Below are 25,113 nucleotides of genomic sequence, written 5' to 3' on the forward strand. Positions count from 1 at the left end.
GCTGTTAAAAAGCACCCTTCGGGGTGCTTTTTTTATGGTTCGAATTCAACCAGAAGTGGATTATGATCGGAGGCTCGAGTCACTAATACCGAAGCATCAGCCAGCGTTAGCTCACGGTAAAACACAAAATCAAGGGGCCGACCAAAAGCACGACTGCGGAGATCGGTGCGGAACTTCACCTCATCCAGACCCGAATTTTGGGCGAAACGCTGCAAAGCATTAACCCGCTGACGGCTCCAGGCGTTGAAATCTCCCGCCAGAATAACGGGGCCACGGTGCATCGCAATTTGTTCACCAATCGGCTCAAGTTGCTTGCTGTAGACATCAACACCAAGACTGAAATTCACCGCATGAATGTTCACAACCATCAATAAACGGCCATCATGGATTGGGTAAACGGTGACTAATGCCGATTTAGACAAGCGTAATAGAGGTTCTCGCTCACGTAACGGGCAGCAATAGACTGGGTGCGTAGCCGCTAACGTCATGACACCTGAAGGGTGCTGAGGCAACGCAAAAGCGGGAACCTGATCTGCGGCCTGATAATGGGACGTAGCAAACCTCACCAGTTCGGGTGTTGTTTGTGCTTCTTGCAGTAACATCAGTTGAGCATCGCGCCCGAACTCTTTAAGAACAGACAACCACTCAGCCCTCTGTTGCTTAAAGATATTCCACACCATCACACGCAGAAATTCAGATGTAGGTAATGGTGCGCCTGGCGGTAGCCCCTGCCCCAACTGCGTCGCTGAACCAGGAAAAATCTGTTCAACCGGTTGACCTGCAACATACCGCATTGCATATGTTCGTTTCGGCACTTTGATGGCCTATTCCTTATTCGAAATCACGTTGGCTTTTGAGGTAACAGCCGCCGATGCTTTACTGATTATACGCTCAGATGTTCTGCCCAGTAATTTCTTTTACCCGCGACATAATTTTTATCTTGGGGTACACAAGGGTAGATTCAATCCATGTAATTCATAATGCACTAATAAGCTTTCAATTGATCAAAAAACCGCAAACTAAGCAACCAAAGCCCCCGTCTTCTCGGTGGCTACAATACTTGATTTAAAATCAATAGTCTTATGTCTAATGACGCATTTTTTGTTGATAACACTCTTGTCATAATTCATTCAGTTTTTCATCGGGCCGATAATGCACAGTGTTATATGCCGATTGAAAATGATCAATGACACCTAAAAGATAAACTATTATCTGCAAAACAAGGAATTATAATGAGCGTACCTGCATTCGGTCTGGGAACTTTCCGCCTTCAAGATCAAGTAGTTATTGATTCCGTTAGCCAAGCGTTGAAATTGGGCTATCGTACTATTGATACAGCCCAAATCTATGAAAATGAAGCCGCAGTCGGCCAAGCTATCGAACAGAGTGGTATCAAACGTGATGAGCTATTTATCACAACCAAAATCTGGATTGCTAATTTAGCGCAAGGAAAATTGATCCCTAGTCTGCAAGAGAGTTTACAGAAGCTGAAAACAGACTATGTAGACTTAACATTAATACACTGGCCATCACCAAATGATGAAGTCTCTGTGGCTGAATTTATGGCTGAGTTAATGAAAGCCAAAGAGCTGGGATTAACACGTCAGATTGGTATCTCTAATTTCACCATTGATTTAATGAAACAGGCAATTGCGGCCGTGGGCGCAGAATCCATCACAACTAATCAGATTGAGCTATCTCCTTTACTGCAAAATAGAAAAGTGGTTAATTTTGCTAAGGAAAATGGCATTGCAATCACCTCTTATATGACGCTGGCCTATGGCAAAGCCTTGGAAGAGCCCGTTATCAAAGCAATTGCTGAACAACATGGCGCAACGCCCGCACAAGTCATTTTAAGTTGGGCGATGCAATTGGGTTACAGCGTTATCCCGTCATCAACCAAAGCGGCTAATTTGGCCAGTAATTTACTGGCGCAAGAGTTGCACTTGAGCGCGGAAGATATGGCCCTGATCGCAACGTTGGATCAGGGCGACCGGCTAGTTAGCCCCGAGGGTCTGGCACCAAAGTGGGACGTATAGCTCGCTAAGAACCGACTCAACCACCTCCTCTGAGGTGGTTTTTATTTTGTCGGGATCGTCTGTATCAGGCGTTCATTAATAAAATCAATAAAACAGCGCAGTCGGTTACTAACCGCTTGATCACTGTAATACACAGCATTAATAGGCATTGCCACAGGCAAAGTCTGTTCTACCAATATTGGAATCAAATCTCCACGTTGAAGATCCTGCTGGATCATAAAATCCGATAAGCAAGCAATGCCATTTCCCTCAAGGCACAAGCGACGCTGAGTCTCGCCATTATTTGACGTCAAATCTGAAGTTATTTCATAAGGTTGTCCATCAGATCCAGCCAGCGGCCAACGATTTAATACAGGTAAGTCATTAAACCCTAAGCATAAATGGTTCCGTAAATCTGCTACTGTCTGCGGTGTGCCATGCTGTTTCAGATAAGTTGGCGAGGCCAGAATATGGCGGTAGCTGGTCAGCAACTTCCTTGCACGCAAAGTTGAATCTTGTAACGTGCCAACTCTGATGGCGATATCGACCTTCCGCTCAATAAGATTTATAAACGTCTCAGATGACACCAGCGACAGCGTCACTAAAGGGTAGCGTTGGCGAAACTCTGCCATTAGAGGTGCCAAAATATGTAATACCACAGGAGTAGAGGCATCTATACGTAACAACCCTTTGGGGTTCAATAGGTTGTCTAGTATTTCATTTTCTGCTGTAGCCATTTCCCGCAAGATATTTTGTACCCGACGAAAATAGTGCTCACCTTCTTGAGTCAAACTGATCTGCCGAGTTGTTCGATTAAGCAGCATCACACCCAGCTTATTCTCTAACTTCTTTACTGTCCGACTCACGACCGAATTCGCTTGTTCTAACTGCTCTGCTGCGCGACTGAAGCTGCCACACTCCACCACGGTGACAAAGGTAATCAGTTCATCTGAGTTAGCTTTCATTATTGCTACTCCAACAAAAATATTTTGATATTTTGAGCATTTTTGTCATTTAACCATAGGTACATAATAGCCGCTATCAAATTGATTCGTTTTTAATTCACTGGTTTTTCTGGAGTAAATAATGCCACTTGCCTTACTGGCGCTGACCATCAGTGCATTCGCTATTGGGACCACAGAGTTTGTCATTATCGGACTGGTGCCGACAATTGCCGAGCAATTGGGGGTTTCTATCCCCTCTGCTGGCTTATTAGTTTCAATCTACGCATTGGGTGTCGCTATTGGTGCTCCGGTGTTAACTGCATTAACCGGACGCATTCCACGTAAAATGCTATTGATTGGCTTAATGATGCTATTCACCTTAGGCAACTTATTAGCATGGAAATCCCCTGGCTATGAATCATTGGTTGTTGCACGCTTATTAACGGGCTTGGCCCATGGCGTATTTTTCTCAATCGGTTCAACGATTGCCACCAGTCTGGTACCTAAAGAGAAAGCCGCCTCGGCTATTGCCATTATGTTTGGTGGTTTGACAGTGGCATTAGTGACCGGAGTTCCGCTAGGGACATTTATTGGGCAGCACTTCGGCTGGAGAGAAACTTTTCTGGCTGTATCGCTTATTGGAGTTGTCGCTATTATTGCCAGTACCATTCTGGTGCCAAATAATATTCCCAATAGAGCCTCGGCCAGTATAAAACAACAGTTACAGGTGTTAACCCATCCACGCTTATTACTGATTTATGCTATCACCGCATTGGGATACGGTGGTTTTTTCACCATGTTTACTTTTCTGGCCCCCGTTATGCAAGAACTCGCGGGATTCTCGACAACCGCCGTAAGTGGGATTTTACTGGCATACGGTGTATCAGTGGCTATTGGTAACATCTGGGGCGGTAAATTGGCAGACCGTCATGGTGCAGTACCTGCTTTGAGTTTTATTTTTGCCGCACTAGCAGCCCTGTTATTTGTTTTCCAGCTCAGTGCCAACCACAGTATCGCTGCATTAATCACTCTGTTGATTATGGGTATTTTTGCCTTTGGCAATGTCCCAGGCTTACAGGTCTATGTCGTTCAGAAAGCAGAGGAATATGCGCCGAATGCTGTTGATATTGCTTCTGGTCTGAATATTGCGGCATTTAATGTCGGCATTGCATTAGGATCGATTATTGGTGGTCAAACTGTCACCCGCATAGGATTGGCACAAACTCCTTGGATAGGTGGATCAATTGTGCTCAGCGCACTGTTGCTAGTTACATTAAGTGGCAAGCTGGATAAGAAGCAGCGACATCAGCTTGCTATAAGCTGAGTCCTATTTAATGACTCAGTGACTATGACATAGGATTATTGATAAGAGCGCTGGTTGAGTGTATCCAAGATATAGACAAGAAAATCACCTTGGAGAACCTTCACCACGATAGATATTTCCCATTCTCATGACGAGGCCTTTTCGAAGGCCTCCGGGCTGATGCCCCAAAATAACTGTGACGCGGAGCAGGCTGCAGAATACTTCAAAATGTAACCAGAGGCATGATGCCGCAACATCATCTGTTTTCCAGCGAATTTTCTACAATATCGAAGAACAGCCTATCACTCAAGGCCAGCGCCAATCCACGTAAAGCCCAAATTAGTCCCTAACAGTCAAAGCCAGTACCCACATTGACACCCATATCACGCCCGACAATGTCCACGATAGCCAGCCCTATATCACCCGACTGAAACGATAGTTAAGCCGTTTTAAACTCCCCTTTAGCGACGTCCAAATACAATACTTACTGATCAACACAGCGCAAAACATCAAGAAGATGGCGCTGCTAACACTGCTTTATTGTTTATTAATGGCATGTTATTCAAACAGAGCTGTAGGGGGCGGGAAGATATTAAGGGGGCTGCTGAAAAGTGTGAAGAATTGCAGAGATGAAATATTGCGGACGTGACCGTCTGTCGCTAAAAAGACAGAACCCCACACAAAAGTGGGGTTAGTCAGTAGTCTGACTCTCTATAGAGCAGAAGACGTTTCTTTTTTATTTTGGCACATAGCAAAAACCCCACGCTTTTGGCATGGGGTCTTTACTTGATTTGATACCTGGCAGTGTCACAGTATTCGTCTCATCTTGAGGATGAGTCTCACCCCTTCGGGGCCAGCGCAAGGCGCTGTTCAAACTGCATTCGCAGTAGTATTCGTCTCATCTTGAGGATGAGTCTCACCCCTTCGGGGCCAGCGCAAGACGCTGTTCAAACTGCATGCGCAGTAGTATTCGTCTCATCTTAAGGATGAGTCTCACCCCTTCGGGGCCAGCGCAAGACGCTGTTCAAACTGCATTCGCAGTAGTATTCGTCTCATCTTGAGGATGAGTCTCACCCCTTCGGGGCCAGCGCAAGACGCTGTTCAAACTGCATGCGCAGTAGTATTCGTCTCATCTTGAGGATGAGTCTCACCCCTTCGGGGCCAGCGCAAGACGCTGTTCAAACTGCATGCGCAGTAGTATTCGTCTCATCTTGAGGATGAGTCTCACCCCTTCGGGGCCAGCGCAAGGCGCTGTTCAAACTGCATGCGCAGTAGTATTCGTCTCATCTTGAGGATGAGTCTCACCCCTTCGGGGCCAGCGCAAGGCGCTGTTCAAACTGCATGCGCAGTTTGTCGCATATCATGCTCGAGTAGCACACGCCAGAACCATAAGCAAAAAAGGCCACCCATCAGGGTAGCCTTTTTTGTTTATTTGATGCCTGGCAGTGTCCTACTCTCGCATGGGGAGACCCCACACTACCATCGGCGCTACGGCGTTTCACTTCTGAGTTCGGCATGGGATCAGGTGGGACCACCGCGCTAAGGCCGCCAGGCAAATTCTGTTTCAATCAACTCGCTCACGATAAACTCTCGTCAGCCAGCCAATCCAATCTCGGAACATTCGCTGAAAATTTACTCTCTCAAATCCAAAACACCTTTGGTGTTGTAAGGTTAAGCCTCACGGATCATTAGTACTGGTTAGCTCAATGCATCGCTGCACTTACACACCCAGCCTATCAACGTCATAGTCTTTAACGTTCCTTCAGGGGGCTTAAAGCCCCAGGGAAGACTCATCTCGAGGCAAGTTTCCCGCTTAGATGCTTTCAGCGGTTATCTCTTCCGAATTTAGCTACCGGGCAATGCCATTGGCATGACAACCCGAACACCAGTGATTCGTCCACTCCGGTCCTCTCGTACTAGGAGCAGCCCCTCTCAATCTTCCAACGCCCACGGCAGATAGGGACCGAACTGTCTCACGACGTTCTAAACCCAGCTCGCGTACCACTTTAAATGGCGAACAGCCATACCCTTGGGACCTACTTCAGCCCCAGGATGTGATGAGCCGACATCGAGGTGCCAAACACCGCCGTCGATATGAACTCTTGGGCGGTATCAGCCTGTTATCCCCGGAGTACCTTTTATCCGTTGAGCGATGGCCCTTCCATTCAGAACCACCGGATCACTAAGACCTACTTTCGTACCTGCTCGAGCCGTCACTCTCGCAGTCAAGCTAGCTTATGCCTTTGCACTAACCTCACGATGTCCGACCGTGATTAGCTAACCTTCGTGCTCCTCCGTTACTCTTTGGGAGGAGACCGCCCCAGTCAAACTACCCACCAGACACTGTCCTCACCCCAGATTATGGGGCCGAGTTAGAACATCAAACATTAAAGGGTGGTATTTCAAGGTTGGCTCCATGCAGACTGGCGTCCACACTTCAATGCCTCCCACCTATCCTACACATCAAGGCTCAATGTTCAGTGTCAAGCTATAGTAAAGGTTCACGGGGTCTTTCCGTCTTGCCGCGGGTACACTGCATCTTCACAGCGAGTTCAATTTCACTGAGTCTCGGGTGGAGACAGCCTGGCCATCATTACGCCATTCGTGCAGGTCGGAACTTACCCGACAAGGAATTTCGCTACCTTAGGACCGTTATAGTTACGGCCGCCGTTTACTGGGGCTTCGATCAAGAGCTTCGCCTTGCGGCTGACCCCATCAATTAACCTTCCAGCACCGGGCAGGCGTCACACCGTATACGTCCACTTTCGTGTTTGCACAGTGCTGTGTTTTTATTAAACAGTTGCAGCCAGCTGGTATCTGCGACTGGCTTCGGCGCCGAGAGCAAGTCTCTTTACCTAATGCCAGCGTGCCTTCTCCCGAAGTTACGGCACCATTTTGCCTAGTTCCTTCACCCGAGTTCTCTCAAGCGCCTGAGTATTCTCTACCTGACCACCTGTGTCGGTTTGGGGTACGATTCAATGTTACCTGATGCTTAGAGGCTTTTCCTGGAAGCTTGGCATCAACTACTTCTGCACCGTAGTGCATCGTCATCACACCTCAGCGTTGATAAGCAACCGGATTTACCAAGTCACTCCGCCTACATGCTTAAACCGGGACAACCGTCGCCCGGCTAGCCTAGCCTTCTCCGTCCCCCCTTCGCAGTAACACCAAGTACAGGAATATTAACCTGTTTCCCATCGACTACGCTTTTCAGCCTCGCCTTAGGGGTCGACTCACCCTGCCCCGATTAACGTTGGACAGGAACCCTTGGTCTTCCGGCGTGCGGGTTTTTCACCCGCATTATCGTTACTTATGTCAGCATTCGCACTTCTGATACCTCCAGCAGCCCTCACAGGCCACCTTCAACGGCTTACAGAACGCTCCCCTACCCAACAACACCTAAGTGTCGCTGCCGCAGCTTCGGTGCATGGTTTAGCCCCGTTACATCTTCCGCGCAGGCCGACTCGACCAGTGAGCTATTACGCTTTCTTTAAATGATGGCTGCTTCTAAGCCAACATCCTGGCTGTCTATGCCTTCCCACATCGTTTCCCACTTAACCATGACTTTGGGACCTTAGCTGGCGGTCTGGGTTGTTTCCCTCTTCACGACGGACGTTAGCACCCGCCGTGTGTCTCCCGTGATAACATTCTTCGGTATTCGGAGTTTGCATCGGTTTGGTAAGTCGGGATGACCCCCTAGCCGAAACAGTGCTCTACCCCCGAAGATGAGTTCACGAGGCGCTACCTAAATAGCTTTCGGGGAGAACCAGCTATCTCCCGGTTTGATTGGCCTTTCACCCCCAGCCACAAGTCATCCGCTAATTTTTCAACATTAGTCGGTTCGGTCCTCCAGTTAGTGTTACCCAACCTTCAACCTGCCCATGGCTAGATCACCGGGTTTCGGGTCTATACCTTGCAACTAGACGCCCAGTTAAGACTCGGTTTCCCTACGGCTCCCCTATTCGGTTAACCTTGCTACAAAATATAAGTCGCTGACCCATTATACAAAAGGTACGCAGTCACACCACGAAGGTGCTCCCACTGCTTGTACGTACACGGTTTCAGGTTCTATTTCACTCCCCTCGCCGGGGTTCTTTTCGCCTTTCCCTCACGGTACTGGTTCACTATCGGTCAGTCAGGAGTATTTAGCCTTGGAGGATGGTCCCCCCATATTCAGACAGGATGTCACGTGTCCCGCCCTACTCATCGAGTTCACAGAAGGTGTATTTTTGTGTACGGGACTATCACCCTGTACCGTGCGACTTTCCAGACGCTTCCACTAACACACAAACTGATTCAGACTCTGGGCTCTTCCCCGTTCGCTCGCCGCTACTGGGGGAATCTCGGTTGATTTCTTTTCCTCGGGGTACTTAGATGTTTCAGTTCCCCCGGTTCGCCTTGCATGGCTATGTATTCACCATGCAATAGTGCAACGAATTGCACTGGGTTTCCCCATTCGGGTATCGTCGGTTGTAACGGTTCATATCACCTTACCGACGCTTATCGCAGATTAGCACGCCCTTCATCGCCTCTGACTGCCTAGGCATCCACCGTGTACGCTTAGTCGCTTAACCTCACAACCCGAAGGTGTTTCTGTGCTCAAAGTGGTTGCGCGTTCACAAATGCGGTGTTGTTCCGTGCGCGCAATCCTCATGAACGTTAAGTTCACTCCGGTTGCTGTGCGCGGTACGCCTTGCCTTTGCGTCGCTCACTCACTTTTTGACATTGAAAACCTGTCGCATTGCGATTATTTGAGAGACTCTAATACAGGTTACTTCTTATCTCAGTACTGCTACGGAGAGATAAGTTTCAGCTGTATTGTTTCAATTTTCAGCTTGTTCCAGATTGTTAAAGAGCAATATCTTAAACACGACTCGTTAAAGTCATCTTTAAGATATTTTTTAGTTCATAAAGAACCAGTGATAATGTCTTTCACACATTATCGGATTGGCGTCCCCAAGGGGATTCGAACCCCTGTTACAGCCGTGAAAGGGCAGTGTCCTAGGCCTCTAGACGATGGGGACACGAAATACCGATCAAACCGAAATCTAACCGTTCGCGTCAGCATGAGTCGAAACTCACGACATCAACAGGTGCTCTTGCTCATTACATTCATCAGACAATCTGTGTGGACACTACGCAATGCGTATCGTTAGGTAAGGAGGTGATCCAACCGCAGGTTCCCCTACGGTTACCTTGTTACGACTTCACCCCAGTCATGAATCACAAAGTGGTAAGCGCCCTCCCGAAGGTTAAGCTACCTACTTCTTTTGCAACCCACTCCCATGGTGTGACGGGCGGTGTGTACAAGGCCCGGGAACGTATTCACCGTAGCATTCTGATCTACGATTACTAGCGATTCCGACTTCATGGAGTCGAGTTGCAGACTCCAATCCGGACTACGACAGACTTTATGTGGTCCGCTGACTCTCGCGAGTTCGCTTCACTTTGTATCTGCCATTGTAGCACGTGTGTAGCCCTACTCGTAAGGGCCATGATGACTTGACGTCATCCCCACCTTCCTCCGGTTTGTCACCGGCAGTCTCCCTTGAGTTCCCACCATTACGTGCTGGCAACAAAGGATAAGGGTTGCGCTCGTTGCGGGACTTAACCCAACATTTCACAACACGAGCTGACGACAGCCATGCAGCACCTGTCTCACAGTTCCCGAAGGCACCGAAGCATCTCTGCTAAGTTCTGTGGATGTCAAGAGTAGGTAAGGTTCTTCGCGTTGCATCGAATTAAACCACATGCTCCACCGCTTGTGCGGGCCCCCGTCAATTCATTTGAGTTTTAACCTTGCGGCCGTACTCCCCAGGCGGTCGACTTAACGCGTTAGCTCCGGAAGCCACGCCTCAAGGGCACAACCTCCAAGTCGACATCGTTTACAGCGTGGACTACCAGGGTATCTAATCCTGTTTGCTCCCCACGCTTTCGCACCTGAGCGTCAGTCTTTGTCCAGGGGGCCGCCTTCGCCACCGGTATTCCTCCAGATCTCTACGCATTTCACCGCTACACCTGGAATTCTACCCCCCTCTACAAGACTCTAGCTTGCCAGTTTCAAATGCAGTTCCCACGTTAAGCGCGGGGATTTCACATCTGACTTAACAAACCGCCTGCGTGCGCTTTACGCCCAGTAATTCCGATTAACGCTTGCACCCTCCGTATTACCGCGGCTGCTGGCACGGAGTTAGCCGGTGCTTCTTCTGCGAGTAACGTCAATCAATCGTGCTATTAACACGACTGCCTTCCTCCTCGCTGAAAGTGCTTTACAACCCGAAGGCCTTCTTCACACACGCGGCATGGCTGCATCAGGCTTGCGCCCATTGTGCAATATTCCCCACTGCTGCCTCCCGTAGGAGTCTGGACCGTGTCTCAGTTCCAGTGTGGCTGGTCATCCTCTCAGACCAGCTAGGGATCGTCGCCTAGGTGAGCCATTACCTCACCTACTAGCTAATCCCATCTGGGCACATCCGATGGCGTGAGGCCCGAAGGTCCCCCACTTTGCTCTTGCGAGGTCATGCGGTATTAGCTACCGTTTCCAGTAGTTATCCCCCTCCATCAGGCAGTTTCCCAGACATTACTCACCCGTCCGCCGCTCGCCGGCAAAGTAGCAAGCTACTTTCCGCTGCCGCTCGACTTGCATGTGTTAGGCCTGCCGCCAGCGTTCAATCTGAGCCATGATCAAACTCTTCAATTTAAGATTTGTTTGATTTGCTACTAATGAAAGTAGCGATGCTCAAAGATTACTTTCTGCAAATATGCATTCGAACCGAAGTTCAAATGTGTACTGCTTTGGTCACTCTTCAAGACTTTGATATTTCTTCTGCCTGCCGAAACAGGCTTCGATATCGTCTTGCGAGTGCCCACACAGATTGTCTGATAAATTGTTAAAGAGCGTTCGTTACCCGTTTGCCTTGCGGCGAATCTACGGTAACGCGGGAGGCAGATAATACGCTTTCCCGCTACAGAGTCAATAACTTAATTTTCTCTGCTCTACTCGGCTACTTTGTGAAGTTGCTCACAGCGCCGTGTCGATGGATGCGCATTATAGGGAGCCGCTTCAGAATGGCAAGGGTTTATAGTAAAGTTTTTTCCGTTTGCTGATTATTTGAACGTAAAGGCTATTTGTGACGCGCTTTTATCGCTTTTGGCAGGTCAGCCAGACTATTTAGCACCCAATCGGCCGCAGCTTCACCTTCTGCAGTAACTGGCTTGCCAGTGCGCACCAGCACCTTAGTACCGATATTTGCTGCTAATGCTGCCTGCATATCTTCAATTTTATCGCCCACCATATAAGAAGAAGCCATATCGATGTTCATTTCACTTTGCGCTTGCAGTAACATGCCCGGCAATGGCTTGCGACATTCACATACTTCACTGTACTCAGCGACACTACCATCGGGATGATGCGGGCAGAAATAGATACCATCCAAATCAACACCACGATCAGCAAGGGACCAATCCATCCACTCGGTTAGGCTTAAGAATTGCTCTTCGGTAAACATACCGCGCGCAATCCCCGATTGATTGGTGACTAATACCAAAGCAAAACCCATTTCTTTCAATTCACGGCATGCATCAATAGCGCCGTCTATAAACTGAAAATTATCAATTTCGTGAACATAACCGTGGTCGACATTAATTGTACCATCACGGTCTAAAAATATTGCGGGAACGGGCTGAGTCACTTATCTGCTCCTGAAGGCTGTAAACCCCGTTAGTATCGCATGTTTTATTGCCTATTGAGAATGGAAGAGAATCAGTGTTGCCAGTTGACTTAGCCGTCTAGACGCCTTAACATCCAATCTACACTTTGGTTCTGCTGAAGTTTACTTTTTATCTAGCCACGGAAATGACGATAAAATAAGAATAATATGATTAAACTTTCTCACATCAGCAAAGTGTTCCAGCAAGGAACGCGCACGATTACCGCGCTTTCAGACGTGAGTCTGCATGTCCCTGCAGGGCAAATTTATGGCGTTATTGGTGCCTCAGGTGCCGGTAAAAGTACCCTGATTCGGTGTGCTAACATGCTAGAGCGCCCTACCAGCGGACAAGTTCTGGTCGATGGCCAAGATCTCACCACCTTATCTGAAGGCCAGTTGACGCGCGCACGCCGTCAAATCGGCATGATTTTTCAGCATTTTAATTTACTCTCCTCCCGTACCGTGTATGGCAATATCGCGTTGCCGCTTGAGTTGGACAATACATCACGCGCAGATATAAAGAAGAGAGTGACCGAGCTGTTGGATTTAGTGGGTCTGGCAGATAAGCAGGATGCTTACCCCGCGAACTTATCGGGCGGGCAGAAGCAGCGTGTGGCTATTGCCCGCGCATTGGCCAGCAATCCTAAAGTACTGCTGTGTGATGAAGCCACCAGCGCACTGGATCCTGCAACCACCCGCTCAATTCTGGAGTTGCTAAAAGATATCAACCGCCGCTTGGGTCTCACCATTCTGCTAATCACCCATGAAATGGATGTGGTGAAACGCATCTGTGATCAAGTTGCAGTTATTAGTGACGGTAAATTGATTGAGAAAGACAGTGTCAGTGAAGTGTTCTCTCATCCGAAAACGCCGTTGGCTCAACAATTTATCCAATCAACCCTGCATTTGGACATTCCAGAAGATTACGCCAAGCGTATGACTCATGAACCAACCACGGTCCGGGTTCCACTGCTGAAACTGGAGTTCACCGGTAAGTCCGTTGATGCACCATTGATTTCACAAGCGGTGCGCCGTTTCAATATTGATATCGGTATCCTTAGCTCGCAAATGGATTATGCCGGTGGCGTTAAGTTTGGTGTCATGCTGGCTGAGCTACATGGCGACACTCAAGATGGCCTCGCAGCCATCAAGTTCTTGCAAGATCATCATGTAAAAGTAGAGGTTCTGGGTTATGTCTGAGGCAATGATGTGGTTAATGGGCCGAGGCGTCTGGGAAACTCTGATGATGACTTTTGTATCTGGTTTCTTTGGCTTTGTTTTGGGGCTACCGGTCGGGGTTCTGCTGTATGTCACCCGTCCAGGGCAAATTATCGCCAATAATAAAATTTACCGAACCCTGTCTGGGGTGGTGAATATCTTCCGCTCTATACCTTTTATTATTTTATTGGTGTGGATGATTCCATTTACGAGAATGATAGTCGGGACATCTATTGGTTTACAGGCGGCAATTGTGCCGTTAACCGTCGGTGCAGCGCCTTTTATTGCTCGTATGGTAGAGAATGCCCTGCTGGAGATTCCGTCCGGTTTGGTTGAAGCGGCGCGTGCAATGGGTGCAACGCCAATGCAAATCATTAAAAAGGTGCTGTTGCCCGAGGCCCTTCCTGGCTTGGTCAATGCAGCTACAATTACCCTAATTACCCTAGTAGGCTATTCCGCTATGGGGGGGGCAGTCGGTGCCGGTGGCCTAGGCCAAATCGGTTACCAGTATGGTTACATTGGTTATAACGCCACTGTAATGAATACGGTATTAGTATTATTAGTAATTCTGGTTTACCTAATCCAGCTCAGTGGCGATCGGATCGTAAAAGCTGTTACTCACAAATAGTTATTAATACATAAATTACCCAAAGTACGAAGGGTATAGCGACTGCCTCACACAGCGGCGCACCTTAAACGAATGTCTATAGAGGAAGGGATATGTCTTTAAAATTCAAATCTATCGCGGCAGTCAGCGCACTCATTGGTACTCTGGCTCTCGTGGGTTGCGGCCCAGCAGAAAAAGATCCAAACCACATTAAAGTGGGTGTCATTGTAGGCGCTGAGCAACAAGTTGCTGAAGTTGCACAGAAAGTAGCAAAAGACAAATATGGTTTGGATGTTGAGCTGGTAACGTTCAACGACTATGTATTGCCAAACGAAGCCCTGAGCAAAGGTGATATTGACTTGAACGCTTTCCAGCATAAACCTTATCTGGATCAGCAAATCAAAGATCGCGGTTACAAATTAGTTTCTGTCGGTAACTCATTTGTTTACCCGATTGCTGGTTACTCTAAAAAAATCAAATCATTGGATGAGTTACAGCCTGGCTCTCAGGTCGCATTACCAAACGACCCAACTAACCTAGGCCGATCTCTGTTGCTGCTGCAAAAAGTGGGCCTGATTAAACTGAAAGACGGTGTTGGTTTATTACCAACCGCACTTGATGTGGTTGAGAACCCTAAAAACCTGAAACTGGTTGAGCTGGAAGCGCCTCAGTTACCACGTTCTTTGGATGACCAGCAGATCGCATTAGCCATTATCAACACTACCTACGCCAGCCAGATTGGCCTGACGCCGGCGAAAGATGGCCTGTTTGTGGAAGATAAAGAGTCACCTTACGTCAACCTGATCGTGGCCCGCGAAGATAATAAAGATGCGGAAAATGTGAAGAAATTCGTGCAAGCTTATCAGTCTGACGAAGTTTACGACGCAGCAAATAAAGCCTTCAATGGCGGTGCAGTCAAAGGCTGGTAATCGCCAATTGGCTATTTTGCCGAATACAACACTGACTAAATGCAGTGTTTGCTAAATATATTGCAAGACGGGCTACGGCCCGTCTTGTTATTTGCATAATAGATTGCTTCAATAGCGCCACTTAAATAAAAAGGCTGAGGAATTTCTATGCGTGCGTTACCTCTGTGTCTGTTGGCCCTTTCGCTGACGGGATGCTCCATGCTTCAATCAAAGCCATCCACCACAGAAACTCCGGTTAAGCAACCACCTCCGGTGACTAAAACCAGCCCAACGGTAGCCCCTCGTCCGGCACCGGTAAAACTTTATAAAAGCGCTGAAGAGCTTGTCGGCAAGCCTTTCCGTGACTTAGGAGAAGTGTCCGGTGAATCTTGCCAATCTACGGTTCAGGACTCTCCACCGAGCATTGCTACTGCCCGTAAAAGAATGCAGACCCGAGCCTCTTATATGAAAGCTAACGCGGTCTTGCTTCATCAGTGTGAAATACAAAGTGGCATTCCTGGCTGCTATCAACAAGCAGTATGCCAAGGCTCAGCACTGAGTGTTTCATCAAAATGAGTGCTTTTTCCTTTAATCAGATCGGTGTGATCCGTTCACCCTATAAAGAGAAGTTTGCCGTGCCGCGGCAACCCGGTCTGATTGAAGATGGCGGGGGCGAGTTACAATTATTAGCGCCCTATAATCAGCCGGAAGCCGTGCGGGGCTTATCTGATTTCAGCCACCTATGGGTAATGTTTGTTTTTCATCAAACCATGGATGGCGGCTGGCGGCCGACTGTTCGCCCGCCACGTCTTGGGGGCAATGCCCGAATGGGCGTCTTTGCTACTCGCTCCACTTTTCGCCCTAACCCTATTGGGATGTCCCTGATTGAGCTGAAAGGGGTGCGTTGCCAAGGTGGCGAGGTGATTTTGGAGTTAGGAAGTCTGGACTTGGTTGATGGCACACCCGTTATTGATATCAAACCCTATCTGCCGTTTGCGGAAAGCCAGCCGCAAGCACGCGCGGGTTTTGCGCAATCGGCACCAGATGCAAACATGCCGGTTTGCTTTTCCACCACCGCCGAACAACAGTTAGCACAGCAGCAACAACGCCATCCGAATTTGCGGCGTTTTATCACTCAGGTTTTAGCGCAGGACCCGCGTCCCGCCTACCGCAAAGAAGATAACGAAAGCCGTGAGTATGCGGTTCTACTGCTGGAATTTAATGTGCGTTGGCGGGTTATTGACCGGCAAACGGAAGTGTTATCCATCGACCCACGTTAAATTTCTCCCTGCTCTCTTTTGGCAACCCGTACTCACTGGTAAACTAAACCACTTTTACTTTTTGGCTGCCTCTATTTGTTGCAGTGCTAATGGAACCAAAACATCATGCGTACTAGCCAATATTTGCTCTCCACTCTAAAGGAGACACCTGCGGATGCTGAAGTCATCAGCCATCAACTGATGCTCCGCGCCGGGATGATCCGTAAACTGGCATCAGGTCTCTATACCTGGTTGCCAACCGGGGTTCGGGTGTTGAAGAAAGTCGAAAACATCGTGCGCGAAGAGATGAATAACGCGGGTGCTATCGAAGTTTCAATGCCCGTCGTGCAACCCGCTGACTTGTGGCAGGAGAGTGGCCGCTGGGAACAGTATGGCCCTGAGCTGTTACGCTTTGTTGATCGCGGCGAGCGTCCGTTCGTACTCGGTCCAACGCATGAAGAAGTGATTACTGACCTGATTCGCGGTGAGATTAACTCTTACAAACAACTCCCGCTGAATTTCTTCCAAATCCAGACCAAATTCCGTGATGAAGTTCGCCCACGTTTTGGCGTGATGCGTGCTCGCGAATTCCTGATGAAGGATGCCTACTCTTTCCATACCACGCAGGAGTCATTGCAGGAAACTTACGACGCGATGTATGCCGCTTACAGTAAGATTTTCGAACGTATGGATTTGAATTTCCGTGCGGTGCTGGCGGATACCGGTTCAATCGGTGGCAGCGCATCCCACGAATTCCAAGTCTTAGCGGAAAGTGGCGAAGACGATATTGTCTTCTCAACTGGTTCTGATTATGCCGCTAACATTGAGTTCGCTGAAGCACTGGCCCCTACTGAACCACGGGGCACGGCAACAGAAGAGCTGCGTATCGTTGATACTCCCAATGCAAAAACCATCGCTGAATTGGTTGAGCAGTTCAAACTGCCCATTGAGAAAACAGTGAAAACCTTATTGGTCCATGCTCATGAAGAGAGTGGGCATAAATTAGTGGCGCTGCTGGTGCGCGGTGACCATGAATTAAACGAAATTAAAGCAGAGAAATTGCCGCAAGTTGCCAAGCCATTGACCTTTGCCAGCGAAGAAGAGATTCGTGCGATCATCGGCGCAGGTCCAGGTTCACTCGGTCCGGTTAACCTACAACTGCCGGTGGTGGCTGACCGCTCCGTGGCAGTGATGAGTGATTTTGGTGCGGGTGCGAATATCGATGATAAACATTACTTTGGCATTAACTGGGAGCGCGATTTGCCGTTGCCACAAGTTGCTGATTTGCGTAATGTGGTTGAGGGCGATATCAGCCCTGATGGTCAAGGCACGCTGCAAATCAAGCGCGGGATCGAAGTGGGTCATATCTTCCAGCTAGGGACCAAATACTCTGAAGCGATGAAAGCGACAGTTCAGGGTGAAGATGGCCGTAACCAAGTGATGACCATGGGTTGTTACGGTATCGGGGTTTCTCGTGTGGTTGCTGCGGCGATTGAACAGAACTATGACGACCGTGGCATTATTTGGCCTGATGCAATCGCGCCATTCCAAGTCGCGATTTTGCCAATGAACATGCACAAATCTTTCCGAGTGAAAGAGTTGGCAGAAGAGCTGTACGCCACTCTGCGTTCACATGGCATTGACGTGATTCTCGACGATCGTAAAGAGCGCCCAGGTGTGATGTTTGCCGATATGGAATTGATTGGTGTGCCGCACAATATCGTCATTGGCGACCGCAATCTTGATAGCGAAGAAGTGGAATACAAACATCGCCGCGCTGGCGAAAAGCAGATGATTAAAACCAGTGAAATCATTGAGTTCTTACTGAGTCAGATCAAACGCTAAGTCAGGTATTTTGCTCGAAAGGCCGCTGGTTAATCACTACCAGCGGCTTTTTTATTTCAGCGACAGACTCATTTTATTGGCTATCGCAGCTTTTATTAGCATTGAACTGAATATCATCACCTGCCGGAATCAGCGTTTTATCTGATTGCCCCTCTTCCATTGAAGGTCGAATATCAAAGTGACCATTGAGGGTCAGAAATACAGGTTCACCTACATTTTTACGGGCTTTCAAATAGCCTTTCTCCAGCGCAATATTATTCTCTACGGGGAAAGTTTTGCCCGTTGCGCAATCAGTAAATACAGCGGCATCCGCAAAGTATTTATACATGCCACTTAATGGCATCGGCGTTTTAGGCAAAGATTGTTCGCTCGGCTCCAGCTGATAATTCAATTTAGAGTGGATGGGTAAACCTTGCTGATCAAGCATCACTAGATTTTTACCCACTGGCTGGAAATAACGTTTTTCCCCCTGCCCGTTGGTCAACACTAATTTATCCGCAGTACGCGCCCACTTACCATATTCGGCAAAGGTTTGATCGCCCTCTTTGCTGCCCCTATAAATTTCTTTCAGGACAAATGTGCCGTCACTATCAAGAAACAGTGAGGTATCCAGCCCGCTGCAATCTGCACAGGGTAATACGCCCTGATAACTTTGCTGCATCGGTTGTAAAACCTGCTCAACCGGCTGATGCCGATTATTACAGCCGAAGAGTGACAGCGCACCTACTGCCACAATCAGCGTTATTGCTAATTTACTCACAGCCATTCTCCCATACTGTGTCCGATATATAAGGTTTGAGGCCATTTCGGCATCATGCCTGATGTATTTTTCCGCGCAGCGCTTTTGTTGCCCCTTTACGGACTTTGCTTTCAACTCGCCTTATTTTTGAGCCTTTGGTGGGTTTCGTCGCCCGACGCGTTTTTTCCACCACCATGGCCTGACGAATTAATGCTACCAGCCGCGCTAATGCCGCCTCGCGATTCATATCCTGGCTGCGGTACTCCTGCGCTTTAATAATGACGACACCTTCAGCCGTCATCAAATGGCTATTTAGCAATAATAACCTTTCTTTATAATACTCTGGCAGGCTTGATGCCTTGATGTCAAAGCGCAAATGGATAGCAGTTGAGGTTTTATTGACATGTTGGCCCCCCGCGCCCTGCGCCCGGATCGCGGTCAACTCAATCTCGCTGTCGGGTAGGCTGACACTATTAGATATAATCAGCACACTTATTGCCCATTGCTTTGCCATTCGGCAAAACTAATTTCCAGATTATTCTTATCATCTGATAACCAGATAGTTCCCTCTTGCAGTGTGGCCTGTAGTGACATGTTTCGATTAGAGAGCGCGGCCAACTTTGCCATCTGCTCATCATCAAGGAAGCGCACTTGAAGATTACGGTGCCCAGATAACTTATCCTGAACTTGTGGCCACCACACTTTAGCCGCCCGCTCGCTGTAGGCATACAGCACCACTTGCTGTGACTGATTACAGGCTTTTCGTAGCCGTTTCTCCTCTGGTAGCCCTAATTCCACCCAGAGTTCGATGCCGTTGTGGTCGTTATGACGCCAAATTTCTGGCTCATCATCGGCGCTCAGCCCCTTGGTAAACTGCAAACGTTCATCTGCATGACAAATCCACGCCAACAAACGCAGCATCATACGCTGATCTGTTTCGGAGGGGTGTTGCGCTATCGTCAGGTTAACATCCTGAAAAAAATTACGATCCATATCAGCAATGTTAATCGCGGCTTTATGGATGGTTGCTTTTAGTGCCATGAGTGACCTCTTAATCATCTGGCGGACAGTGTACTTGATTAGGTCGGCCAGCAGCCAGACAACCCTGCGTAAAGAGAGTTATTAGTGGCGTCAATACTAAAAAGAAACCTTATCTCCCACTCTAATATCTCCATCACTCCTGTGCTATAGTCCTTATAAGTTCAGAGTTTATCTTCGTAGGTTAGCAGTGTGCTGTTTCCAATGAGAATCTACCGAGTTAAACTTTTTCAGGAGGATTACTGTGCAGCAATACTGTGAATTAGTACGCCGTTTTTATGCCGAAATAGGAAGTGGTGACCTTGGCTACGTGCCAGACGCCCTGCGTTGTGTATTGAAAGCATTGGACGAAGTTGCGGCTAACGACGCACTCCCGTCCTCCGTTAGGGAACAGGCGGCCTATGCCGCCGCTAACTTATTGGTGAGCGATTATGTCGATGAGTGAAGAGTATCAACCCATCAATTGTGATGACTACGATAATCTAGAACTCGCCTGCCAACATCACCTGATACTGACGTTGAAGTTGAGAGGCGGTGAGATCGTAGAGGGTAAAGCTAGCGATCTGCTGCTGAGAAAAAAGGTCGAGTACCTGATTATTGAACAAGACGGAGCTATGCGCGAGTTACGTCTGGACCACATTGCCAGTTTCAGTCACCCAGAAATCGGGACTGTGGTGGTGAGTGCATCATAGTTTCAATGCTTTATCTGGGCCGTTGAAGAGCGGCCCAGAGCTTAAGGTTTTAAGCTGGTAAATTAAGGTTTAAGACTGGCATAGTAAGCTGCCAAATCAGAAAAATCCTCGTCAGATAAGTTAGAAACATAAGCCCGCATCACTTCAGCCTGCCCCCCTGTACGCCCACCTTTCTTATATGCGGCCAATGATTGCTCCAAATAGAGCGCATTTTGCCCGGCAAGATTGGGGTACATTGGCACCGAGACTTTGCCATTCATACCATGACAAGCCACACAACTGGCCGACTTCACTCTTCCTGCTTCGATATCATTTTTTGCCAATGCTGGAAAACTGCATAGGCCGAGTATGACCGCCATACTGACGACTAATTTCATCATTGCTCCTCACAAAACCTATTTCCAATTGCAAGTATATTGACGACCTTTGTTAGCCGCCCTCCTGCACCATGAAACCTGTTGAATCTATTTATTATTATTTCGCTTTGGCCCAATTAAGGTGCCAGCACGGCTCGCCCTCTTTCACCTGACCTGCCTGAGTCACGAAAACCCCGGCAGCGGCAATCAATTGCTCGCCAAAATAGAGCAACGGAATACGTTCCCGCTGCCAGGGTGGAATGCCTAACTCCTGCCATAGTTTCTTACCTTGGCGCGAATGGTGCCGCCCGACAATTTTGATATCACCATGCAATCCAAAACCAATACTGATTTCGTCACCGAGATCAGCCACTCTTATTGCTTGCTCACCACTCGCTGTCAAACTTAGCACCCCTAAATTGGCAGGTAGAACCAAGGGTTCTGGTGGTTCTGCTTGATCCTTAACTATCGCCCAAAAGAGGTGATCCACACTGATCTCTTTCAACGCTGGTATTAGATACAAATGTTGCCGGAAACGGCGAACCTGATAAGCACCAAGGGTGAGTTGTGGCTCTGCATCCGGCCGTGCCATCGCGACTTCCAGCCACAATCTTTGCAACTGACTCTGCGATGGCATTGAAGCCCCCTCCCCAGCTAACCATCGACGCAATATCGCCCCACGTTTAGCATCTGTAGCCAGTATTAGCCCCTCAATGGAGAGCGCGCTATGGTGATTTTTCAATTGTTGCAAGCTATCAGCCAGCAACTCATCCAATAACTGCTCCTGTTCAGCACACAAACTTGCACTGCGCGCCGTGGCCTGCGCAAAATGCGGCCAGCGATGGTTAAGTAACGGCAAGACTCTCAAGCGCAGGAAATTACGATCGAAACGATCGTCCTGGTTGCTGTCGTCTTCAATCCACTGTAATTGCTGGGTTCGAGCATAGCTCTCTAGCATTTCGCGGGAGAATGTCAGTAAAGGTCGTAATAACTGGCTGTGAGCAAAGGGCATTCTGGCGGCCATTGCGGATAATCCCGCCGGACCACTGCCTCGTTTTAGCGCTAACAGGAAAGTCTCGCATTGGTCATCCAGATGCTGGGCCGTCAGTAACACTTCATTAGCCGCTAAATGTGAAGAGAATGCCTGATAGCGGGCGGTTCTGGCTGCAGCCTCAATACCATTGTGACGGGGATCAATACTCACCCGAACCACTTCGAGCGGAATTTGCCATCGCTCACATTGCTGTTGGCAATGCTTTACCCAGTCATCTGCCAGCGGATTTAAACCGTGGTGAATATGAATGGCGCGTACTTTCAACTCGGGAATGAGTTGGTCACGTATACAGACCAATAAGTGCAGCAATACACTGGAGTCCAGACCGCCACTGAATCCCACCAAAAAGTCGCGATGCCCCCCCAATTGTGCAAACACGGGGTTGAGTAAAATATTTGGCGTAGCAGGGACTGCGTTCATGTTATTCCGGAATCAATTCATAGAGCTCCAGTGGTAAACCATCTGGGTCATTAAAGAAAGTAAAACGTGATTGAGTATAAGGATCAATGCGAACCGCTTCGCAAATCACCCCAGCGGTGTCGAGTTCATTGACGGCCTGCTCAATATCATCAACCTGAAAAGCCAAATGTCGCAAACCACAAGCTTCTGGGCGACTTGGGCGTGGCGTGGGTGAGGGGAAAGAGAATAATTCGATAGTGTATTGACCCTTTAACGCCAGATCAGCTTTCCACGAGTCGCGCTCTGCACGATAAACCTCACTGATCAGCGTAAAGCCCAGCACCTCACAATAGAATTTTTTACTGGCCAGATAATCTGAGCCAATGATCGCAATATGGTGAATCTGACGTATTGCCAACATGCATCACTCTCCTGTCTCATTCTGAATTACAATGGGTATCTGCCATCAATACCATCAGTTAGCGCATACGACCTTATATTACCCCAGATCATGGGTAATGAATGTGCCCTATGATGAGATTTATCTTCACAGTAATAGCTGATTCTTTATCATTCTTTCTCTTATACAAGAGTTAAACGTCAATCTTCCTGAAAAACAATCCATTTATTGATATAGGGCCAATGGTTTTTATATTAAAAAAAACAAATACCACATGATATTTTGAAAAGTAAATTCAACAACAAGGTGTTAACACACGTAAAGGAAACGCCCGTGTTAAAAAATAAAAATGCATACCTTATTGTTACACTATTTATTGTTAATTATGCTTTTGCTATTAATCAAGTTAATATTGTTTATCGTACTGACTCTCGCCCCCCTGAAGAGATTACTCAGGCAGGAGGCATGTTCCCATTTTCCGATTTACCTCAAGATAACGATTTACTGCATCACTTTGAAGGTGAATCTTTAGACGGATATACCAGCGCTTTTGTTTCCACCACAGCATCATTACGCCACGCTATCGACCATGCTGCTTTTACTGCAAGAATAAGTGATACAGAGCCATTTGATCCTGAATTTGAAACTTATCTCTATGTTATTCGCCCAGCAGAAAACTTCTACAGTATTGATGCATCATTTAATCATGCCAGAGAAGAATCAGCCGAAAATACCCGCTTATATGTGAAGCTAAGCAATTTACTGCGTGACTATGGCGGCATGGAAGAGTGGGTAGCATTTGGTGGTTTTGCGAATACTCGTATTATCGCCTATGCACGACTGAGTGGTCCTCAACTGCAACAGCACTACGACTCCGGGCAGATCTTCTCCGAACTTTTTTGGGCTGGGCGCTGGCAGAATAACTATCAATATAGTTCTGCATGGGATCAAGACAACAGCGCATCAACACCTTATTCGAGGCTGGGTGTACCTCGTGGTTATATTTCCATGGCACAAAATTCGACCGGACAGCAGCTACCTGTATCCATCACCTGCTATGGGAAAGCCAGCGCCAGCACATTAAGAATGAAACGAGAAGTGCCCAATAGTCACTGTCATCGGGAGAAAATCCATGTCTCAAGATATTTTTATAATAATGATCTCATTTGGAAGCTATTCAATATATTCGACTAATAACCTTACCCCATAATTAAATCACTAAAAAATGCGGAGATATAATGATTAAATTAACATTATTAAGTGCGGTGATATTTACCGCTTTAAATTCATTTGCTTCTGAACATTATGAGCTAACAGGAAAAGTAAATGGGATTCGTATTTCTAAAGATAGGTGCTATATCTCCTTTGAAGCAAATAACTCTCCATATTATAGTAACGGGTGGCATTTTTCTGATGGTGATACTATCTGTAAAATAGCACAAATGGCCTATGTTCTTGGCAGCCCAGTCAGCGCTACCGGTGAAGTGAATACCGACAATGCTTCTTATGCCAATACGGTAAAAAGTATCATTATGGGGGAAAAAGATATCCATTGGCCGCCTTATCATCAGCCCGACTAGCCATTATACAAAAAAAATCCGGAGCCTATTCAGCTCCGGATTTTTCAAATACGATGACATCATCGAATGTATAAAATCAGCAATAACCGTAGTTCATCAAACGCTGATAACGACGATTCAATAACTCTTCTTCATTCAAGACATCCAAATCACTGAGATCTGCCAGCAATTGCGCCTTCAGTGAAGCGGCAATCGCTAAGTAATCACGGTGCGCGCCACCTAACGGCTCAGGGATCACTGAGTCAATCATCTTCAGCTCTTTCAGACGATGCGCGGTGATGCCCATAGCTTCTGCGGCTAATGGCGCTTTATCGGCGCTTTTCCACAGAATAGAAGCACAACCCTCAGGGGAGATAACGGAATACGTACTGTATTGCAGCATATTCACTTTATCGCCAACACCGATGGCCAATGCACCACCAGACCCCCCTTCACCGATAACAGTACAAACGATAGGCACGTTCAATCGTGACATCTCACGTAGGTTACGTGCGATGGCTTCAGATTGGCCTCGCTCTTCTGCGCCAACCCCCGGGTAAGCCCCTGGTGTGTCGATGAAAGTAATGATTGGCAGCTTAAAGCGCTCAGCCATTTCCATCAGACGCAGTGCCTTACGATAACCTTCAGGCGCAGGCATACCAAAGTTACGGCGGATCTTCTCTTTGGTTTCGCGACCTTTTTGATGGCCTATGATCATCACTGGGCGGCCCTCTAAACGAGCAATCCCTCCGACGATAGCTTTATCGTCAGCATAAGCGCGATCACCGGCCAGCTCTTCAAAATCGGTAAAGATATTAGCGATATAATCCAGGGTATAAGGACGACGAGGATGGCGTGCCAGTTGGGCAATCTGCCATGCGCCGAGGTCCGAGAAAATCTTCCGCGTCAGCTCGAGACTTTTCTCACGTAGACGCTGGACCTCTTCATCCAGATTAATATCTAATTTTTCGTCTTGACGGCTGACTGCAGTCAGCGAGTCAATTTTCGCTTCCAGCTCTGCAATCGGCTGTTCAAAATCAAGAAAATTCAGACTCATAGCATTCC

At 47.8% G+C, this 25,113-nt stretch carries 22 protein-coding genes, 1 tRNA gene and 3 rRNA genes; 12 read left to right on the plus strand and 14 right to left on the minus strand.

The features are described from left to right. Window positions 1-32: 32 nt before the first annotated feature. On the minus strand, window positions 33-794 hold the full coding sequence (locus HRD69_RS00200; protein WP_004877628.1) for an endonuclease/exonuclease/phosphatase family protein: 762 nt from the start codon (window positions 792-794) through the stop codon (window positions 33-35). A 438-nt stretch (window positions 795-1,232) separates the two neighbouring features. Between HRD69_RS00200 and dkgB the strand changes: the two genes are divergently transcribed. Then, entirely contained in the window at window positions 1,233-2,039 is an 807-nt protein-coding gene (gene dkgB / locus HRD69_RS00205; protein ID WP_032815496.1) for a 2,5-didehydrogluconate reductase DkgB, read from the plus strand. A 41-nt stretch (window positions 2,040-2,080) separates the two neighbouring features. On the opposite strand, the gene yafC is transcribed toward dkgB, so the two are convergent. Continuing rightward, a complete protein-coding gene (gene yafC / locus HRD69_RS00210; protein WP_004877630.1) occupies window positions 2,081-2,983 on the minus strand; it encodes a DNA-binding transcriptional regulator YafC in 903 nt (300 codons plus the stop codon). A 121-nt stretch (window positions 2,984-3,104) separates the two neighbouring features. Between yafC and HRD69_RS00215 the strand changes: the two genes are divergently transcribed. Then, a complete protein-coding gene (locus tag HRD69_RS00215) occupies window positions 3,105-4,286 on the plus strand; it encodes an MFS transporter (RefSeq protein WP_004877631.1) in 1,182 nt (393 codons plus the stop codon). A 1,416-nt stretch (window positions 4,287-5,702) separates the two neighbouring features. Here HRD69_RS00215 and rrf read toward each other — a convergent pair. The 5 genes from rrf to gmhB all read right to left on the minus strand — a co-directional run bounded on the left by rrf (window position 5,703) and on the right by gmhB (window position 11,956). Continuing rightward, a 5S ribosomal RNA gene (gene rrf, locus HRD69_RS00220) occupies window positions 5,703-5,818 on the minus strand. A 114-nt stretch (window positions 5,819-5,932) separates the two neighbouring features. After that, window positions 5,933-8,839, minus strand: a 23S ribosomal RNA gene (locus HRD69_RS00225). A 374-nt stretch (window positions 8,840-9,213) separates the two neighbouring features. Continuing rightward, window positions 9,214-9,289: transfer RNA gene (locus HRD69_RS00230), tRNA-Glu, on the minus strand. 133 nt (window positions 9,290-9,422) lie between these two features. Beyond that, a 16S ribosomal RNA gene (locus HRD69_RS00235) occupies window positions 9,423-10,965 on the minus strand. Together the 16S, 23S and 5S rRNA genes with 1 tRNA gene alongside form the textbook arrangement of a ribosomal RNA operon. Window positions 10,966-11,389: 424 nt before the next feature. Further along, a complete protein-coding gene (gene gmhB / locus HRD69_RS00240; RefSeq protein ID WP_004874524.1) occupies window positions 11,390-11,956 on the minus strand; it encodes a D-glycero-beta-D-manno-heptose 1,7-bisphosphate 7-phosphatase in 567 nt (188 codons plus the stop codon). 186 nt (window positions 11,957-12,142) lie between these two features. On the opposite strand from gmhB, the gene metN reads away from it, so the two are divergent. The 6 genes from metN to proS all read left to right on the plus strand — a co-directional run bounded on the left by metN (window position 12,143) and on the right by proS (window position 17,811). After that, window positions 12,143-13,174, plus strand: a complete 1,032-nt coding sequence (gene metN, locus HRD69_RS00245) for a methionine ABC transporter ATP-binding protein MetN (RefSeq protein WP_004874523.1) — start codon at window positions 12,143-12,145, stop codon at window positions 13,172-13,174. Further along, the gene (locus tag HRD69_RS00250) at window positions 13,167-13,820 is read left to right on the plus strand and encodes a methionine ABC transporter permease MetI (protein WP_032813821.1); all 654 of its coding nucleotides are present in this window, start codon (window positions 13,167-13,169) and stop codon (window positions 13,818-13,820) included. Before metN ends, HRD69_RS00250 begins: the two co-directional genes overlap by 8 nt. Before the next feature lie 92 nt (window positions 13,821-13,912). Then, on the plus strand, window positions 13,913-14,728 hold the full coding sequence (locus tag HRD69_RS00255) for a MetQ/NlpA family lipoprotein (RefSeq protein WP_004874521.1): 816 nt from the start codon (window positions 13,913-13,915) through the stop codon (window positions 14,726-14,728). Window positions 14,729-14,875: 147 nt separating this feature from the next. Continuing rightward, the gene (rcsF, locus tag HRD69_RS00260) at window positions 14,876-15,283 is read left to right on the plus strand and encodes an Rcs stress response system protein RcsF (RefSeq protein WP_032813817.1); all 408 of its coding nucleotides are present in this window, start codon (window positions 14,876-14,878) and stop codon (window positions 15,281-15,283) included. Beyond that, window positions 15,280-15,987: a tRNA (N6-threonylcarbamoyladenosine(37)-N6)-methyltransferase TrmO gene (gene tsaA / locus HRD69_RS00265; RefSeq protein ID WP_032813816.1), complete on the plus strand. Its 708-nt coding sequence runs from the start codon at window positions 15,280-15,282 to the stop codon at window positions 15,985-15,987. The genes rcsF and tsaA overlap by 4 nt, the downstream gene beginning before the upstream one ends. A 105-nt stretch (window positions 15,988-16,092) precedes the next feature. Continuing rightward, window positions 16,093-17,811, plus strand: coding sequence for a proline--tRNA ligase (proS, locus tag HRD69_RS00270; protein ID WP_004874518.1), 1,719 nt, complete (start codon window positions 16,093-16,095; stop codon window positions 17,809-17,811). Between the two features lie 73 nt (window positions 17,812-17,884). Here the strand turns inward: proS and nlpE are convergent, their stop codons facing one another. Genes nlpE through HRD69_RS00285 form a run of 3 tightly spaced genes read right to left on the minus strand, consistent with a single transcriptional unit; the run spans window position 17,885 to window position 19,591 of the window. Further along, window positions 17,885-18,571 carry an envelope stress response activation lipoprotein NlpE gene (nlpE, locus tag HRD69_RS00275; RefSeq protein ID WP_032813828.1) on the minus strand — a complete coding sequence of 229 codons (687 nt, stop codon included), beginning with the start codon at window positions 18,569-18,571 and terminating at the stop codon, window positions 17,885-17,887. Window positions 18,572-18,623: 52 nt separating this feature from the next. Further along, on the minus strand, window positions 18,624-19,040 hold the full coding sequence (gene arfB, locus HRD69_RS00280; protein WP_004874516.1) for an alternative ribosome rescue aminoacyl-tRNA hydrolase ArfB: 417 nt from the start codon (window positions 19,038-19,040) through the stop codon (window positions 18,624-18,626). Between the two features lie 2 nt (window positions 19,041-19,042). Further along, the gene (locus HRD69_RS00285) at window positions 19,043-19,591 is read right to left on the minus strand and encodes a YaeQ family protein (RefSeq protein WP_004874515.1); all 549 of its coding nucleotides are present in this window, start codon (window positions 19,589-19,591) and stop codon (window positions 19,043-19,045) included. 241 nt (window positions 19,592-19,832) lie between these two features. On the opposite strand from HRD69_RS00285, the gene HRD69_RS00290 reads away from it, so the two are divergent. Together HRD69_RS00290 and rof are read left to right on the plus strand one after the other, a co-directional pair. After that, window positions 19,833-20,033: a YaeP family protein gene (locus HRD69_RS00290; RefSeq protein ID WP_002212152.1), complete on the plus strand. Its 201-nt coding sequence runs from the start codon at window positions 19,833-19,835 to the stop codon at window positions 20,031-20,033. Beyond that, window positions 20,020-20,280, plus strand: coding sequence for a Rho-binding antiterminator (gene rof / locus HRD69_RS00295; protein WP_032813813.1), 261 nt, complete (start codon window positions 20,020-20,022; stop codon window positions 20,278-20,280). Before HRD69_RS00290 ends, rof begins: the two co-directional genes overlap by 14 nt. A 62-nt stretch (window positions 20,281-20,342) precedes the next feature. On the opposite strand, the gene HRD69_RS00300 is transcribed toward rof, so the two are convergent. The 3 genes from HRD69_RS00300 to HRD69_RS00310 all read right to left on the minus strand — a co-directional run bounded on the left by HRD69_RS00300 (window position 20,343) and on the right by HRD69_RS00310 (window position 22,510). After that, window positions 20,343-20,660: a c-type cytochrome gene (locus HRD69_RS00300; RefSeq protein WP_004874513.1), complete on the minus strand. Its 318-nt coding sequence runs from the start codon at window positions 20,658-20,660 to the stop codon at window positions 20,343-20,345. Between the two features lie 94 nt (window positions 20,661-20,754). Further along, the gene (tilS, locus tag HRD69_RS00305) at window positions 20,755-22,110 is read right to left on the minus strand and encodes a tRNA lysidine(34) synthetase TilS (RefSeq protein WP_032813811.1); all 1,356 of its coding nucleotides are present in this window, start codon (window positions 22,108-22,110) and stop codon (window positions 20,755-20,757) included. A 1-nt stretch (window position 22,111) separates the two neighbouring features. Next, complete coding sequence (locus HRD69_RS00310; protein ID WP_004874511.1) at window positions 22,112-22,510, minus strand: VOC family protein; 399 nt, start codon at window positions 22,508-22,510, stop codon at window positions 22,112-22,114. Window positions 22,511-22,822: 312 nt separating this feature from the next. Between HRD69_RS00310 and HRD69_RS00315 the strand changes: the two genes are divergently transcribed. Continuing rightward, the gene (locus HRD69_RS00315; protein WP_004874510.1) at window positions 22,823-23,683 is read left to right on the plus strand and encodes an enterotoxin A family protein; all 861 of its coding nucleotides are present in this window, start codon (window positions 22,823-22,825) and stop codon (window positions 23,681-23,683) included. A 44-nt stretch (window positions 23,684-23,727) separates the two neighbouring features. Continuing rightward, on the plus strand, window positions 23,728-24,069 hold the full coding sequence (locus HRD69_RS00320) for a hypothetical protein (protein ID WP_004874509.1): 342 nt from the start codon (window positions 23,728-23,730) through the stop codon (window positions 24,067-24,069). A gap of 76 nt (window positions 24,070-24,145) precedes the next feature. On the opposite strand, the gene accA is transcribed toward HRD69_RS00320, so the two are convergent. Beyond that, a complete protein-coding gene (gene accA, locus HRD69_RS00325) occupies window positions 24,146-25,105 on the minus strand; it encodes an acetyl-CoA carboxylase carboxyl transferase subunit alpha (RefSeq protein WP_004874508.1) in 960 nt (319 codons plus the stop codon). Window positions 25,106-25,113 lie beyond the last annotated feature (8 nt).

Origin of the sequence: Yersinia mollaretii ATCC 43969, assembly GCF_013282725.1 — a bacterium.
Lineage (GTDB): Bacteria > Pseudomonadota > Gammaproteobacteria > Enterobacterales > Enterobacteriaceae > Yersinia > Yersinia mollaretii.